We start from the raw sequence: 14,586 nt of genomic DNA, 5'->3' as shown, positions 1-14,586 counted from the left end.
CGTTTTAATCGCAACATCCATGGATAATACGCATTTTCTGCTGGAAGTGGTATCCGGCTTGGCTAAAAACAGAGAAACGCGTGATGGATATCGTATTTATTGAGCAACTAAATGTAATCACTACTATTGGTGCCTACGATTGGGAACAGACCATTAAACAGAAACTGGTGTTCGATATCGAAATGGCCTGGGATAACCGCAAGTCGGCTTCCAGCGATGATGTGAATGACTGTTTAAGCTACGCGGATGTCAGTGAAGCCGTGATCGCGCATGTTTCCTCGCAAAACTTTGCTCTGGTGGAACGTGTCGCAGAAGAAGTGGCGACGCTGCTTCTGCAACGATTTAATTCTCCGTGGGTGCGGATCAAACTCAGCAAGCCCGGCGCAGTGGCGCAGGCGGCGAACGTTGGGGTGATCATCGAGCGCGGTCAACGTTTTTAATTCCGGTGATGGATAGAAATCAGAAACTGCTTGTCTATTGATTGTCATAAAGAAGCGTTAAAAGTAGATGCCGGTTCACAGGCCTCTGCTGATTGAAGCGGCTCAGTACGATGTCGCTTTTTTATTGTCTGCTGTGCAGCATATTTTCCCGCAAGCGGGTATCTGATGGGGTTGGGTAAGCTAATGATTGCTGAAAGTCATTCTTTGCTGGTTGCCGTTATTATGGGAGTGGTGGAAGGGCTGACCGAGTTTTTACCGGTTTCCTCCACCGGGCATATGATCATTGTGGGTAATCTTTTAGGGTTCACCGGGGATAAAGCGAAATCATTCGAAGTGATCATCCAGCTGGGTTCTATTCTGGCCGTGGTGGTGATGTTCTGGCGTCGCCTGTTCGGCATGATTGGTCTGCACTTTGGTAAGCCACCGGTTCACGAAGGCACAGGAACCCGCCGTCTGAATCTGCTGCATATCCTTCTGGGCATGATCCCGGCGACAGTGCTGGGGTTGTTGTTGCACTCGCAGATCAAATCGTTGTTTGAACCTAAAAATGTGATGTATGCGCTGGTCGTCGGGGGCTTTTTACTGATTGCCGCCGAATTGTTCAAGCCGAAGAAGCCGCGTGCTGAAGGGCTGGATGACATGACTTACGCACAGGCATTTTTGATCGGTGTGTTCCAGTGTCTGGCGTTGTGGCCGGGGTTCTCCCGTTCGGGAGCGACCATTGGTGGCGGGATGTTACTCGGCGTCAGCCGTTTTGCCGCGTCCGAATTCTCCTTCCTGTTGGCCGTGCCGATGATGCTGGGCGCCACGGTGCTGGATGTGTATAAAAGCTATGGATTCCTGAGCATGGCCGATTTGCCGATGTTCGCCACTGGCTTTGTGACGGCGTTTATCGTCGCGCTGTTTGCGATCAAAACCTTCCTGGCCGTGATCAAGCGCATCTCGTTTATTCCGTTCGCGATCTACCGCTTCTTCGTGGCACTGGCGGTTTACTTCGTCTTTATTGCCTGATTTCAGCGAATATAAAAAAGCCCCGTGACAGTGTCCGGGGCTTTTTTTCATGCGTTTTCCGCCACAACGGAAGATCAGATTGCGGGTTCCTGCGCGGCTTTCCATTGTGCCAGAATCTGCGTCCGTCGCTTTTTCAGCTCATCGCGGATTTCTATCCCCTGAAAACCGTCATCGAGCACTTCTTTATTCGAAATACTGCTCGCGATGTTAAAGGCTTCACGCAGGTAATCTCCCTGCGGATAGGGATTGTTTTCAAAGGTTGTACGCCCGCGAGCATCGGCTTCACTGGTCATGATCATTTGCTCAAGACGCTGCGGTTTACGCCAGACATCGATGGTATCAAACAGTTTTAACAGGGTTTCCGGGCGCAATTTATTCACGGTATGGATGAGATCGTGGAACTCTGCCACCAGCTTCGCCAGATCACGAATATGCGTCGGAATTTTCAGCCGCTGGCAGAGGTTCTCCACCAGTTTCACGCCCGCCGGGCCGTGGCCGTGATGGGCTGGCCAGAATTGCGGCGGTGTCAGGGCTTTGCCCAAATCATGGCAAAGCGCCGAAAAACGCACATCAACATCTGGCGTCAGCTGGCTGGCTATTTTCAGCGTCATCAGGGTATGTATGCCGGTATCGATTTCCGGGTGCCATTTCTCCGGCGCGGGTACGCCAAACAGCGCGTCAATTTCCGGGAACAGGACTTTCAGGGCGCCGCAGTCGCGCAGCACCTGGAAAAACACCTGCGGATCCTGCGTCTGTAACGCTTTCTCCGTCTCCTTCCACACACGTTCAGGCGTCAGGGCTTCCAGTTCGCCGCTTTCTGCCATCTGCTGCATCAGCGTGCGGGTTTCCGGGGCAACCGTAAAACCCAAATGCGCAAAGCGGGCGGCAAAGCGGGCAACGCGCAGAACACGCAGCGGATCTTCGCCGAAAGCGTCGGAAACGTGGCGCAACAAACGCAGCCCGATATCACGCTGGCCGTGGTAAGGATCGATAAGTTCGCCTTCTTTGCTTTTGGCGATGGCATTGATGGTCAGATCCCGACGCATCAGATCCTGTTCCAGCGTCACGTCCGGCGCGGCGTAGCAGGTAAATCCGTTGTAACCAGCACCTGATTTACGTTCCGTTCTCGCCAGTGCGTATTCATCGCGGCTGACCGGATGCAGGAAGACCGGAAAATCTTTACCGACCTGCTGATAACCGTTTTCAAGCATGTATTCAGGCGTAGCGCCTACGACCACCCAATCGTGTTCAGACACAGGCAGGTTTAATAAACTGTCTCGGACTGCGCCGCCAACCAGGTAAATCTCCACGCGATAACTCCTGAAGTAAGGTCAATTCAGCACATCTCGGCGCTGAAAATAAAGAAGGGACTCTGACGTTATCATAGCAAACCTGGTCTTCATCATCGCCAGTAAGTGCTGTTTGTTTGCCGGATAATGGAAACAAGAAAAGGCACCGAAGTGCCTTAGCGTTAACTCTGAACAGGAACCTGTGAAGGCCTTAGCCTGTCAGCTCATCCAGCGATCTTTTTTCTTGCGGCGCGGGATCAGGTGCGGCAACAGCAGACCCAGAACCAAACCTACGCCCGCCACACCGCCACCGTACATGAACCACTGTAAAATGATGGTGCGTTGCTTGTCGTCGAGCTGAACATTCACCGCGTTAACTTTCTTCTCGGCGATGATCTTCTGGTTTTTCAACTCCTGATTTTCTTTCTTCAGGGCGTTGATAATGCTGTCACTGGAAGCCACTTTGCTCTGCATTTCCGCAGTACGCTGGTTCCAGCTGGAATCGATATTCGTCAGCTTGTCCGTCAGCGTTTTCACCTGATTTTCGAGATCAGGTACGCGGGTGCGAATGCTCGGCAGATTGCTTAACTGATCGAGAGGGATCCAGGCGGTTTTCCCTTTTGAGTCAATGATTTCACCGTACTTAGTGCTGTCATTGACGCTGCGTAAGGTGACTTCATCACCGGCATTCAGCGTGCCAACAATGCGATACTGATTACCCGGACCACTGTGGATATAAGTAATCAAATCGTCGGAAATGTAGCGCTTCTCATCGGCATGAGCGCCCCAAGTGATGCTTAAGCCAAGCAAAGCGAAACCAATCAGGCGTAATTTATGCATTATTTCATCGTTTCTTTGTGAATTTAGGGAACGTGAAGTGTGGATCCGTCTTATCGGGATACGTCTTCTGGCAACCGCAGTTATTAGCGATCGCATTAATTTGGTGACCGATAGTAAGGGCAACAGTGTGACGACGCAATGCATAAACCGGAATGAGAACTATCTTACAATCCCGCAACATGCGGCTTGCGCGCAGTGCTTATGATAGAATTGGACAGACGCATTTATCCCTTTTGGCAGCAAAGAATCGGTGTGAAGACCCTTATGACCGTAGAAATAGAATTAAAATTTATCGCCACCCCGGCCACCATTGCCGAGTTACCCGCGCAACTTGCTCGTTTTACCACTGAGCACACCGCGCCTTCGAAACTCACCAACATCTATTTTGAGACTGCGGAAAACTATTTACGTTCGCACGACATTGGCTTGCGTATCCGCGGTTTCGACGATCAGTATGAAATGACCCTTAAAACTGGCGGCAAAGTGGTGGGCGGTTTACACCAGCGGCCGGAGTATAACGTTGAGCTGAAAAAGCCGGTGCTTAAGCTCAGCGCATTCCCGAAAGATATCTGGCCGGAAGGCTGCAAGGTAGCGGCGCTGCAAAAAACGCTGGCACCCTTGTTCCGCACGGATTTCACCCGTGAGAAGTGGGTGATCACTTACGGCGAAAGCGAGATCGAACTGGGTCTTGATTTGGGCGAGGTGGTGGCGGGTGAATTGTCTGAGCCGCTGTCTGAAATCGAACTCGAGCTGAAAAAAGGCAACACCGCAGATTTACTGGCGCTGGCCGCAGAAATCGCTGAGCACGGCGGTTTACGTCAGGGCGGGTTCAGCAAAGCAGCGCGCGGTTACCATCTGGCGAAAGGCAATCCGGTACGTGAAATCAAGCCGTTGCCGGTTTTCCAGGCCAAACCGAAAGCCACCGTGGAACAGGCGATGGCAGGCATGTTCGAGCTGGCGCTTGACCACTGGCAGTATCACGAAGAACTGTGGGCGCGCGGCGATAAACTGGCGCGTCCGGCAGTGTTGCAGGCCGTAGAGACTGTGCGTCAGATTCTGGTGCTGTTTGGCGGGCTGGTGCCGCGTAAAGCTTCTGCTGAGCTGCGCACCTTGCTGACTGACCTGGTGCCTGTACTGGAACAGAAATCCGCCGATGCGCAGGAAGTCTGCTTCAGCGCTGCCTATCTGAAATGTAAGTTAGTGCTCACCTCATGGCTGATAACGTCGGGCTGGACGCCGTTTATCGATGATAAATCAGCGAAGAAGCTCGAAGGTTCTTTCAAACGCTTCTCCGACATCATGCTTGGCCGTACCGCTGCCGATCTGAAAGAAGCCTTTGCACAACCGCTGACCGAAGAAGGTTACCGCGACCAGCTGGCACGCCTGAAGCGTCAGATCATCACCTTCCATTTGCTGTCAGGTGCCTACCCTGAGCGTGACGTTGCCGCGTATCTGTCGGGCTGGACCGAGCTGCAACAGGCGATTATCCAGAAGCAACTGGCGCTGGAGGATTCTGCCCGTTCGCAGGCGTTGATGATGGATGCCTTCTGGCTAAACGGCCAGCCACGTTAATTGACTGATAAGCCTGGGCTCATTGCCCGGGTTTTTTTTTGCAAGGAATCTGATTTCATGTTGCCACTTTCCCCTGTTTTGCAAAGCCACGCCCGGAGTTTGCTTGAGCAATGGCGTGAACATCCTGAACATCTGCCCCTTCCCGACGAGGCTGCGCTGGCGGTGCTGACCAGCAGTCAGTTCGTGACGGACAGCCTGCTGGCGTTTCCGCAGTGGTGGCATGAAATCGAACAAAATCCGCCGCAGTCGCAGGAATGGCAGTTTTACCGCCAGTGGCTGGAAGCCTCGCTAACCGGCGTCAGTGATGAAGCCGGTTTAATGAAGGCGCTGCGCCTGTTTCGCCGCCGGATACTCACCCGCATTGCCTGGTCACAGGCGGCTCAAACCAGCGAAGCGAAAGACACGCTGCAACAGCTGAGCGAGCTTGCGGAGTTACTGATCGTCAGCGCCCGCGACTGGCTGTATGACGCCTGTTGTCGCGAGTTTGGTACGCCGGTGAATGCGGCGGGTGAACCGCAGCGAATGCTGATCCTCGGCATGGGGAAACTGGGTGGCGGTGAGCTGAATTTCTCTTCGGATATCGATTTGATTTTTGCGTATCCGGAAAACGGCCAGACCCGCGGTGGTCGCCGTGAGCTGGAAAATTCGCAGTTTTTTGTGCGTCTCGGGCAGCGCCTGATTAAAGCGCTGGATCAGCCGACCATCGACGGTTTTGTGTACCGGGTCGACATGCGCCTGCGTCCGTTTGGTGAAAGCGGGCCGCTGGTGATGAGTTTTTCTGCGCTGGAAGATTACTACCAGGAACAAGGACGTGACTGGGAGCGGTACGCGATGGTCAAAGCGCGTCTGATGGGCGGCGCGGAAGACAGCAGCAGCCAGGAACTGCGCAAGATGCTGAAGCCGTTCGTGTTCCGCCGTTATATCGACTTCAGCGTGATCCAGTCCCTGCGCAACATGAAAGGGATGATCGCCCGCGAAGTACGTCGCCGTGGTCTGAAAGATAATATTAAGCTGGGTGCCGGTGGTATCCGCGAAATCGAATTTATCGTGCAGGTTTTCCAGCTGATCCGTGGCGGGCGTGAACCGGCCCTGCAACAACGTGCCCTGCTGCCGACCTTGCAGGCGCTGGAAAAACTTGGACTGCTGCCCGTTGAGCAGGTTCTGCAACTGCGCGGCAGCTATTTGTTCCTGCGTCGTCTGGAAAACCTGTTGCAGGCGATCGCCGACGAACAAACCCAGACTCTTCCGGCGGAAGAACTGAATCAGGCGCGTCTGGCATGGGGAATGAATTATCAGGACTGGCCGCAGCTTCTTGATGCCGTGAATGCTCACATGCAGGCCGTGCGGGCGGTATTTAATGATCTGATTGGTGATGACACACCGGACGCCGACGACGATCAGCAGCAGTCGCAATTCAGCAGTTTGTGGATCGATACGCTGGAGCCTTCCGAGCTGGCGCCGTGGGTGCCGCTGCTGGATGACAATGCTCAACGTCATATCCTGCAGCAGATTGCCGAATTCCGTCGTGATGTCGATAAAAGGACCATCGGACCGCGTGGACGAGATCAGCTTGATTTGCTGATGCCGCGTCTACTGGCGCAGGTGTGTACCTATAAAAATGCCGATGTCACCCTGCAACGTCTGATGCAATTGCTGCTGAACATCGTCACGCGCACGACCTATATAGAATTGCTGGTGGAGTATCCCGGCGCACTCAAACAGCTGATCCGGCTGTGCGCCGCCTCACCGATGGTCGCCTCACAGCTGGCGCGACACCCGCTGTTGCTCGATGAACTGCTCGATTCCCGCACCCTGTATCATCCGATTGAGCCCGGCGCGTACCGTGATGAATTGCGTCAGTACCTGATGCGTGTGCCGACGGAAGACGAAGAGCAACAGCTGGAAGCTGTCCGGCAGTTCAAGCAGGCACAACATCTGCGTATCGCCGCCGGTGATATTTCCGGCGCACTGCCGGTCATGAAAGTGAGCGACCATTTAACCTATCTGGCTGAAGCCATTCTGGACGTGGTTGTGCAGCAGGCATGGGATCAGATGGTCGTCAAATATGGCCAGCCGGCGCACCTTCAGCAGCGCGAAGGGCGCGGTTTTGCCGTGGTCGGGTATGGAAAACTGGGCGGCTGGGAGCTGGGTTACAGCTCAGATTTGGATCTGGTCTTCCTGCTTGATTGCGCGCCAGAAGTGATGACTGACGGCGAACGCAGCATCGACGGACGTCAGTTTTACCTGCGTCTGGCGCAACGCATTATGCACTTATTCAGTACGCGTACCGCCTCCGGCATTCTCTATGAAGTCGATCCGCGGCTGCGTCCTTCCGGTGCTTCCGGCATGCTGGTCAGCACCATCGAAGCGTTTGCCGATTATCAGGCCAGTGAAGCCTGGACCTGGGAACATCAGGCGCTGGTGCGCGCGCGGGTGGTGTACGGCGATCCGCAGCTGGCGCAGCAGTTCAACGCCACGCGTCACGATATTCTCTGCCGCGAGCGTGAGGGGGAGGGGCTGCGAAAAGAAGTCCGCGAGATGCGGGAAAAAATGTATGCCCACCTCGGCAGTAAAAAGTCCGCTGAATTTGATCTGAAAGCCGATCCGGGTGGCATCACCGATATTGAATTCATTGCACAATATCTGGTCTTACGCTTTGCACATGAGAAGCCGAAACTGACACGCTGGTCGGATAACGTCCGCATTTTCGAACTGATGGCGCAAAATGACATCATGCCTGAAGACGAAGCGCGAAATCTGACGCAGGCTTACGTCACGCTGCGCGATGAAATCCATCACCTCGCGCTGCAGGAACACGGCAGCAAAGTCGCCGCAGGCAGTTTTGCGACAGAACGTGAGCAAATCCGCGCCAGCTGGGCGAAATGGCTCGGCTGAGGGTTTTTAGTGGGGGAATAGGTGCTTGTGATATTATCCGGCGCACTATTTTTCTCTGTTTGGTTTTACCTGTTTTGGAGTCTTGGGATGAAAGTGACTTTGCCTGATTTTCACCGTGCCGGTGTGCTGGTGGTCGGTGATGTAATGTTAGACCGCTACTGGTATGGCCCGACCAACCGAATCTCACCGGAAGCGCCGGTACCGGTCGTGAAGGTGAATACCATCGAAGAACGTCCCGGCGGCGCGGCTAACGTGGCGATGAACATTTCATCCCTGGGTGCCTCTTCGCGTCTGATCGGCCTGACCGGTGTGGACGATGCGGCGCGCGCCCTGGGCGAGCGTCTGGCAGAAGTGAAGGTTCACTGCGATTTTGTCGCCTTACCGACGCACCCCACCATTACCAAACTGCGTATTTTGTCGCGCAACCAGCAACTGATCCGCCTCGACTTTGAAGAAGGTTTTGAAGGCGTCGATCTGCAACCGATGCTGACTAAAATCGAACAGGCATTGCCGGAAAGCGGCGCGCTGGTGCTGTCAGATTATGCCAAAGGCGCACTGACAGAAGTGCAGAAGATGATTCAGCTGGCGCGAAAAGCCGGTGTGCCGGTACTGGTCGATCCTAAAGGATCTGATTTTGAGCGTTATCGCGGTGCCACGCTGCTGACGCCAAACCTGTCTGAATTTGAAGCGGTCGTCGGTCGCTGCAAAAACGAAGAAGAAATCGTCACGCGCGGTATGCAACTTATCGCCAGTTTCGAGCTTTCCGCATTACTGGTCACGCGGTCTGAGCACGGTATGACGTTGTTGCAGCCGGGCAAAGCACCTTTCCATATGCCTACGCAGGCGCAGGAAGTGTATGACGTGACCGGCGCCGGTGACACCGTCATTGGTACGCTGGCTGCGGCGCTGGCGGCAGGCAATACGCTGGAAGAATCCTGTTTCCTGGCTAACGCTGCGGCAGGCGTGGTGGTGGGTAAACTCGGAACATCAACTGTATCTCCGGTCGAACTGGAAAATGCTATTGGTGGCCGTTCTGACGTCGGTTTCGGCGTGATGACTGAAGAGCAACTGAAAGCCGCTGTGGCCATGGCGCGTCAGCGCGGCGAGAAAGTGGTGATGACCAACGGCATTTTTGACATCCTGCATGCCGGCCACGTTTCCTATCTGGCGAACGCGCGCAAGCTGGGCGATCGTCTGATCGTCGCGGTGAACAGCGATGCGTCCACCAAACGTCTGAAAGGGGAAACCCGTCCGGTGAATGCGCTGCAAAACCGCATGATCGTGCTGGGCGCGCTGGGCGCAGTGGACTGGGTTGTGGCGTTTGAAGAAGACACCCCACAGCGTTTGATTGCCGGGATCTTGCCGGATCTGCTGGTCAAAGGCGGCGATTATAAACCGGAGCAGATTGCCGGCAGTGAAGAAGTCTGGGCTAACGGCGGCGAAGTCCGCGTGCTGAATTTTGAAGACGGATTATCGACCACCAAAATCATCAATCAGATCAAATCACAGGAGTGATCCTGTCATCCACACGCTGACCGAAGGGCTTATGTGATAAGCCCTTTTTTTTAGCTTTTGAATTACAGACGCCAAAAGGAAATGACTCAGTTGTGAGCGGATTAAAACAGGAATTAAGTCTGGCGCAGGGCGTCGGGTTGCTTTCCACCTCGTTACTGGGTACCGGTGTTTTCGCCGTGCCCGCGCTGGCGGCACAGCTGGCGCAAAATGACAGCCTGTGGGCATGGCCGGTGCTGATCCTGCTGGTGTTTCCCATTGCCATTGGTTTTGCCGCGCTCGGACGACATTTCCCCAGCGCAGGCGGTGCGGCACATTTCGTTGGCAAAGCCTTTGGGCCCCACATGGCGAGGGTCACCGGCTGGCTCTTTTTGTCGGTGATCCCGGTCGGTTTGCCTGCCGCGCTGCACATCGCCGCTGGCTTCTGGCAGGCAGCATTTGGCTGGAGCAGTGAAAATCTGCTGCTTGTCCAGCTTGGCACACTGCTGGTCATCTGGTTCCTCGGCACGCGCAGCGCCGGTTCCAGCGCCAATATTCAGACGCTGATTGCAGCGCTGGTGATCGCGCTGGTTGTTGCAATCTGGTGGAAAGGGGATATTTCATTGCCGCAAATTCCGCTGCCCGCCATTCGCGATATCTCGCCATCGAACCTGTTTGACGCGCTGGCCGTGATGTTCTGGTGCTTCGTCGGCCTGGAAGCTTTTGCCCATCTGGCGACGGAGTTTCGTCATCCGGAACGCGATTTTCCGCGCGCATTACTCATCGGGATGCTGGTCGCCGGCGCGGTCTACTGGGGATGTACCGTGGCGGTGCTGAAATTCCACGCCTGGGGTGAGGGGCGGGAAGCGGGCGCGTCGTTGCCGGGCATCGTGGTGCAATTGTTCGGGCAGAAAGCGTTGTGGGTGGCCTGCATTATTGGCTATCTGGCGTGCTTCGCCAGCGTCAATATTTATACTCAAAGCTTCGCCCGGCTGGTGTGGTCACAGGCGCAACTGAAACCGCAGAGCAAGCTGGCACAACTTTCGGCTCAGCGCGTGCCGGTGGCGGCACTCAATCTGGTGGTCGGCTGCTGCGTGCTGTTTACCTTGCTGATTTACTGGCTCCATTTGCCGCTCGATGCGCTGATCACTTATGCCAACGGGATCTTCATCCTGATCTATTTATTGTGCATGCTGGCGGGCTCGCGGATCCTGAAAGGGCGTTCGATCTGGATGGCTCGGCTTGGCGCGGTGCTGTGTTGCGGATTGCTGGCGATGGTGGGCTGGAAAGCCTCGTATGCGTTGATCATATTTGCCGCGCTGTGGCTGCTGCTGCCCCGCGCGAAAACAGTGCTTCACACGCGATAATTTCTGAGTGTGATAAAAGCAAAAGGCCTGCTGTGCAGGCCTTGGTCATTTCTGGCTTACGGAAAATCAGACCGGATCTTGTGGTTTCTCTGCGTCAGCCAGTTTCGTTTCCAGCGCGGCCAGACGTTGCTCCAGTACAGCCAGTTTTTCGCGGGTGCGCAGCAGAACCTGCGTCTGTACGTCAAACTCTTCGCGATTGACTAAATCCATGCGGCTGAACTGAGCCTGCAATACCTGGCGGATTTTCTTTTCGGCATCCTCACCAAACTCGCGGAACCCTTTTGGCAGGGATTCGTGAACCTGGCGGGCGATTTGTTCAATTTTTTTCGGGTCAATCATATTATTTCCTTTTCTCGAAGGAGATGCTTTTGACTAGTGTAATCGCTGATGACGTTTCTATAAACCTTTCGGGGCACTAATTGGCCAAACCGCAGGATTGCTCTGGTCATTTATTGGCGTTATAGTTGGTTTGCTTATTCTCAGGGCGGGGTGAAAGTCCCCACCGGCGGTAAACCACAGCGTACCGGAAGGCCATAAATCCTTCCACGTGGAAGCCCGCGAGCGCTCAATCCTTCGGGGTTAGAGGTCAGCAGATCCGGTGTAATTCCGGGGCCGACGGTTAAAGTCCGGATGGGAGAGAGTAACGATTCAAGCCGGACAAGCTTTGTCCGCTGCGTTATTTTTTATAACTGTAGCACGCCATCAGGCCGCTGCAGCTAGCCTCCTCAAGACGCCCTGATTCTGGTAATCCACATACAGAACATGAGGTTATTTTTACCATGAATCAGACCCTACTTTCCGAATTCGGTACACCCGCTGAACGCGTTGAGCGTGCTATTGACGCTATTCGTAACGGCGTTGGTGTGATGGTACTGGATGACGAAGATCGTGAAAACGAAGGCGATTTAATCTTTGCCGCTGAAAACATGACCGTTGCACAAATGGCGCTGACCATTCGTCACGGCAGCGGGATTGTGTGCCTCACCATGAACGAAGACAGCCGTAAAAAGCTCGATCTGCCGATGATGGTGGAGAACAACTCCAGCCAGTTCCAGACACCTTTTACCGTGACCATTGAAGCAGCTGAAGGCGTGACGACCGGTGTTTCTGCCGCTGACCGCATCACCACCATTCGCACCGCCATCAAAGATGGCGCGAAACCTTCCGACCTGAGCCGTCCGGGGCATATCTTCCCGCTGCGCGCGCAGGCTGGCGGTGTGCTGACCCGTGGCGGCCATACCGAAGCGTCTATCGATCTGGTGACACTGGCCGGGCTTAAACCTTTCGGCGTGCTGTGTGAGCTGACCAACGATGACGGCAGCATGGCGCATGCGCCTGAAGCCATTGTCTTTGCGAAACAACATAATATGCCCGTTGTTACGATCGCGGACCTGGTGGAATATCGTCAGGCGCAGACCCGTCAGGCAAGCTGACAGAGCGTTATTCCCGTTCGAAGGCCGCTTATGCGGCCTTTTTGCTTTTTATTGCCGAATTTTGTCTTTATCGCTTTTTTTAACGTCATGTCTGCACATCGCCTTTGATTTTTCCGTTCAAATTTATTGAACATCTCCTTCACCGTTATCCGGCTGTCACCGCCAGTCAAAAAGAGTACCGTATTGGCATTACGCGGAAGGTGGTTCACCACCCGCTCTCTTTCATTTGCGGTAAGGAATTCATGATGACGACTCAACGTATGCCCGCACTTTTCTTAGGTCACGGCAGCCCGATGAACGTGCTGGAAGATAATACGTATACCCGTGCCTGGCATGCGCTGGGCGAATCACTGCCGAAACCAAAGGCGATTCTGGCGGTATCTGCACACTGGTTTACCCGTGGAACCGCCGTGACGGCAATGGAAAACCCGCGCACCATTCACGATTTTGGTGGTTTTCCGCAGGCGCTGTTCGACAAACGTTATCCTGCTCCGGGCTCACCGGCACTGGCAAACCGCGTCCAGGAATTGCTCAGCCCGATAAATGTTCTGTCTGATACCAGTGAATGGGGCTTCGACCACGGAACCTGGGGTGTGTTGATCAAGATGTATCCGCAGGCCGATATTCCGGTGATCCAGTTGAGCATCGACGGAACCCAACCGCCGGAATATCACTATGAGCTGGGTAAAAAACTTGCGGTTCTGCGTGACGAGGGGGTGATGATCGTCGCCAGCGGGAACGTGGTCCATAACCTGCGCATGGTGAAATGGGACGGAAAGGGCGAGCCTTATCCGTGGGCGACTTCTTTCGAGAACTTTGTGAAAGATAATCTGAGCTGGAAGGGTGAGGCGAAGGATCATCCTCTGGTGAACTTTATGGATCATGAAGGGGGGGCGTTATCGAATCCGTCACCGGATCACTATTTGCCATTGTTATATATTTTAGGGGCATGGAACGGTGAAGAGCCGATCACGCAGCCAACCGACGGGATCGTCATGGGATCGTTGTCGATGTTGTCCGTTCAGGCAGGTTAATTCGGTGAATAAAAGGGATAATGAAAGATCACATTATCCCTTTTTAGTTTTTTTATCCGACGATGGTATGCGGATAGAAACGTGACAGATCCTGAGTGATCAGCGCTTTATCTTCACGGATGCCGATCCCGCAAGGCTGATCATTGACCAGCCAGCTGCCAATCAATGTGTAACTGCCTTCAAACACCGGCAGCGGGTGGAACTGCTGCACAATCATCCCTTCCGCGCCATACGGCCCCTCGACACGGGCCACTTCCTGACCTTTCTCGATGACCTTGATATTAGCCCCTTCGCGTGAAAACAGCGGTTTCACCACGTAGTGATCCAGTTCAGGATGCGGGTCTTCGGCAAAATACGCCGGTAACAGATTCGGGTGATCCGGGAACATTTCCCACAGCAACGGCAGTAATGCTTTGTTGGAAAGAATGGCTTTCCAGGCGGGTTCCAGCCAGCGTACACCGGCATCTTCCAGTTTCGTGGCGAAGATCTCGCGGAACATAAATTCCCACGGATAAAGCTTAAACAGATTGGAAATCACCTGATCCTGCGGATCGGTAAATTGCCCGCGCTCGCCCAGGCCGATCTCTTCGATATACAGAAACTCGCTCGCCAGTTCCGCTTCCAGCGCACAATCCTGCAGATATTGCACCGTGCCGCGATCTTCTTCCGTGTCCTGACAGCAGGCGATGTGTAAGAGTGAGAAACCATGCTGATTTTTCAGCTCGGCAAACCGTGCGATCAGTTTTTCCTGCAGACTGTTGTACTGATCCGCGTCCTGCGGCAAATTGCCCGCCGCGATCTGATCTTCAAGCCAAAGCCACTGAAAGAACGCTGCCTCATACAAGGACGTTGGTGTATCGGCGTTATTTTCCAGGAGCTTAGGTGGATTGATGCCGTCATAGGCCAGATCCAGACGCGAATACAGCGAAGGCTGATTCGTCCGCCAGGAATGGCGAACAAATTCCCAGACGTGTTTTGGGATCTGAAACTTCGCCATCAGCGCATCGTCGCCCACCACGCGTTCGACCACTTTCAAACACATCTGATGGATGTCAGCGGTGGCATCTTCAATCTCTTCGATTTGCGCCAGCGTGAACTGATAATAGGCATCTTCACACCAGTAAGGCTCGCCATACATGGTGTGAAAATTGAAGCCAAACTCGGTGGCTTTTTCGCGCCAGTCCGGGCGCTCGGTAACAGGTAAACGTTTCATC

At 54.2% G+C, this 14,586-nt stretch carries 12 protein-coding genes and 1 riboswitch; of the genes, 8 read left to right on the top strand and 4 right to left on the bottom strand.

Going from position 1 to position 14,586, the window contains the following annotated elements; translation table 11 throughout:
* The first annotated feature begins 83 nt into the window (after positions 1-83).
* Both folB and bacA read left to right on the top strand, forming a co-directional pair.
* Positions 84-440 (top strand): bifunctional dihydroneopterin aldolase/7,8-dihydroneopterin epimerase, encoded by a 357-nt coding sequence (folB, locus tag ED901_RS15710; RefSeq protein ID WP_056773007.1) that lies wholly within the window; start codon positions 84-86, stop codon positions 438-440.
* Positions 441-623: 183 nt separating this feature from the next.
* Positions 624-1,451 carry an undecaprenyl-diphosphate phosphatase gene (gene bacA / locus ED901_RS15705; RefSeq protein WP_162237798.1) on the top strand — a complete coding sequence of 276 codons (828 nt, stop codon included), beginning with the start codon at positions 624-626 and terminating at the stop codon, positions 1,449-1,451.
* Positions 1,452-1,525: 74 nt separating this feature from the next.
* Here the strand turns inward: bacA and ED901_RS15700 are convergent, their stop codons facing one another.
* Together ED901_RS15700 and ED901_RS15695 are read right to left on the bottom strand one after the other, a co-directional pair.
* Positions 1,526-2,761, bottom strand: a complete 1,236-nt coding sequence (locus tag ED901_RS15700; protein WP_056773004.1) for a multifunctional CCA addition/repair protein — start codon at positions 2,759-2,761, stop codon at positions 1,526-1,528.
* A 198-nt stretch (positions 2,762-2,959) separates the two neighbouring features.
* The gene (locus tag ED901_RS15695; protein ID WP_056773002.1) at positions 2,960-3,580 is read right to left on the bottom strand and encodes a TIGR04211 family SH3 domain-containing protein; all 621 of its coding nucleotides are present in this window, start codon (positions 3,578-3,580) and stop codon (positions 2,960-2,962) included.
* Positions 3,581-3,844: 264 nt separating this feature from the next.
* Between ED901_RS15695 and ED901_RS15690 the strand changes: the two genes are divergently transcribed.
* The 4 genes from ED901_RS15690 to yjeH all read left to right on the top strand — a co-directional run bounded on the left by ED901_RS15690 (position 3,845) and on the right by yjeH (position 10,905).
* Positions 3,845-5,152: an inorganic triphosphatase gene (locus ED901_RS15690; protein WP_122096472.1), complete on the top strand. Its 1,308-nt coding sequence runs from the start codon at positions 3,845-3,847 to the stop codon at positions 5,150-5,152.
* 57 nt (positions 5,153-5,209) lie between these two features.
* Positions 5,210-8,047: a bifunctional [glutamate--ammonia ligase]-adenylyl-L-tyrosine phosphorylase/[glutamate--ammonia-ligase] adenylyltransferase gene (glnE, locus tag ED901_RS15685; RefSeq protein ID WP_122096471.1), complete on the top strand. Its 2,838-nt coding sequence runs from the start codon at positions 5,210-5,212 to the stop codon at positions 8,045-8,047.
* A gap of 87 nt (positions 8,048-8,134) precedes the next feature.
* Positions 8,135-9,562, top strand: a complete 1,428-nt coding sequence (gene hldE, locus ED901_RS15680) for a bifunctional D-glycero-beta-D-manno-heptose-7-phosphate kinase/D-glycero-beta-D-manno-heptose 1-phosphate adenylyltransferase HldE (protein ID WP_056772995.1) — start codon at positions 8,135-8,137, stop codon at positions 9,560-9,562.
* Between the two features lie 92 nt (positions 9,563-9,654).
* A complete protein-coding gene (gene yjeH, locus ED901_RS15675) occupies positions 9,655-10,905 on the top strand; it encodes an L-methionine/branched-chain amino acid transporter (RefSeq protein WP_122096470.1) in 1,251 nt (416 codons plus the stop codon).
* Positions 10,906-10,971: 66 nt separating this feature from the next.
* Here the strand turns inward: yjeH and ED901_RS15670 are convergent, their stop codons facing one another.
* Complete coding sequence (locus ED901_RS15670; RefSeq protein WP_056772986.1) at positions 10,972-11,244, bottom strand: accessory factor UbiK family protein; 273 nt, start codon at positions 11,242-11,244, stop codon at positions 10,972-10,974.
* A gap of 132 nt (positions 11,245-11,376) precedes the next feature.
* A riboswitch (FMN riboswitch) is annotated at positions 11,377-11,551 on the top strand.
* Positions 11,552-11,684: 133 nt separating this feature from the next.
* On the opposite strand from ED901_RS15670, the gene ribB reads away from it, so the two are divergent.
* Positions 11,685-12,338 carry a 3,4-dihydroxy-2-butanone-4-phosphate synthase gene (gene ribB / locus ED901_RS15665; RefSeq protein WP_056772983.1) on the top strand — a complete coding sequence of 218 codons (654 nt, stop codon included), beginning with the start codon at positions 11,685-11,687 and terminating at the stop codon, positions 12,336-12,338.
* Between the two features lie 245 nt (positions 12,339-12,583).
* A complete protein-coding gene (ygiD, locus tag ED901_RS15655) occupies positions 12,584-13,372 on the top strand; it encodes a 4,5-DOPA dioxygenase extradiol (RefSeq protein WP_122096469.1) in 789 nt (262 codons plus the stop codon).
* Positions 13,373-13,424: 52 nt separating this feature from the next.
* Here the strand turns inward: ygiD and ED901_RS15650 are convergent, their stop codons facing one another.
* A complete protein-coding gene (locus ED901_RS15650) occupies positions 13,425-14,585 on the bottom strand; it encodes a glutathionylspermidine synthase family protein (RefSeq protein ID WP_122096468.1) in 1,161 nt (386 codons plus the stop codon).
* Position 14,586: the final 1 nt, after the last annotated feature.

It is taken from the genome of Rahnella sp. Larv3_ips (assembly GCF_003697865.1).
GTDB lineage: Bacteria > Pseudomonadota > Gammaproteobacteria > Enterobacterales > Enterobacteriaceae > Rahnella > Rahnella rivi.
Note: the sequence above shows the minus strand (reverse complement) of the source record. Positions and strands in the feature narration are given on the sequence as shown.

Bases quoted from the DNA above. Each gene is read 5' to 3' on its own strand.
- ED901_RS15670 (WP_056772986.1), bottom strand. From the start codon at position 11,244: ATGATTGACCCGAAAAAAATTGAACAAATCGCCCGCCAGGTTCACGAA.
- ygiD (WP_122096469.1), top strand. From the start codon at position 12,584: ATGACGACTCAACGTATGCCCGCACTTTTCTTAGGTCACGGCAGCCCG.
- ED901_RS15695 (WP_056773002.1), bottom strand. From the start codon at position 3,580: ATGCATAAATTACGCCTGATTGGTTTCGCTTTGCTTGGCTTAAGCATC.
- hldE (WP_056772995.1), top strand. From the start codon at position 8,135: ATGAAAGTGACTTTGCCTGATTTTCACCGTGCCGGTGTGCTGGTGGTC.
- ED901_RS15650 (WP_122096468.1), bottom strand. From the start codon at position 14,585: ATGAAACGTTTACCTGTTACCGAGCGCCCGGACTGGCGCGAAAAAGCC.
- folB (WP_056773007.1), top strand. From the start codon at position 84: ATGGATATCGTATTTATTGAGCAACTAAATGTAATCACTACTATTGGT.
- ribB (WP_056772983.1), top strand. From the start codon at position 11,685: ATGAATCAGACCCTACTTTCCGAATTCGGTACACCCGCTGAACGCGTT.
- glnE (WP_122096471.1), top strand. From the start codon at position 5,210: ATGTTGCCACTTTCCCCTGTTTTGCAAAGCCACGCCCGGAGTTTGCTT.
- ED901_RS15690 (WP_122096472.1), top strand. From the start codon at position 3,845: ATGACCGTAGAAATAGAATTAAAATTTATCGCCACCCCGGCCACCATT.
- bacA (WP_162237798.1), top strand. From the start codon at position 624: ATGATTGCTGAAAGTCATTCTTTGCTGGTTGCCGTTATTATGGGAGTG.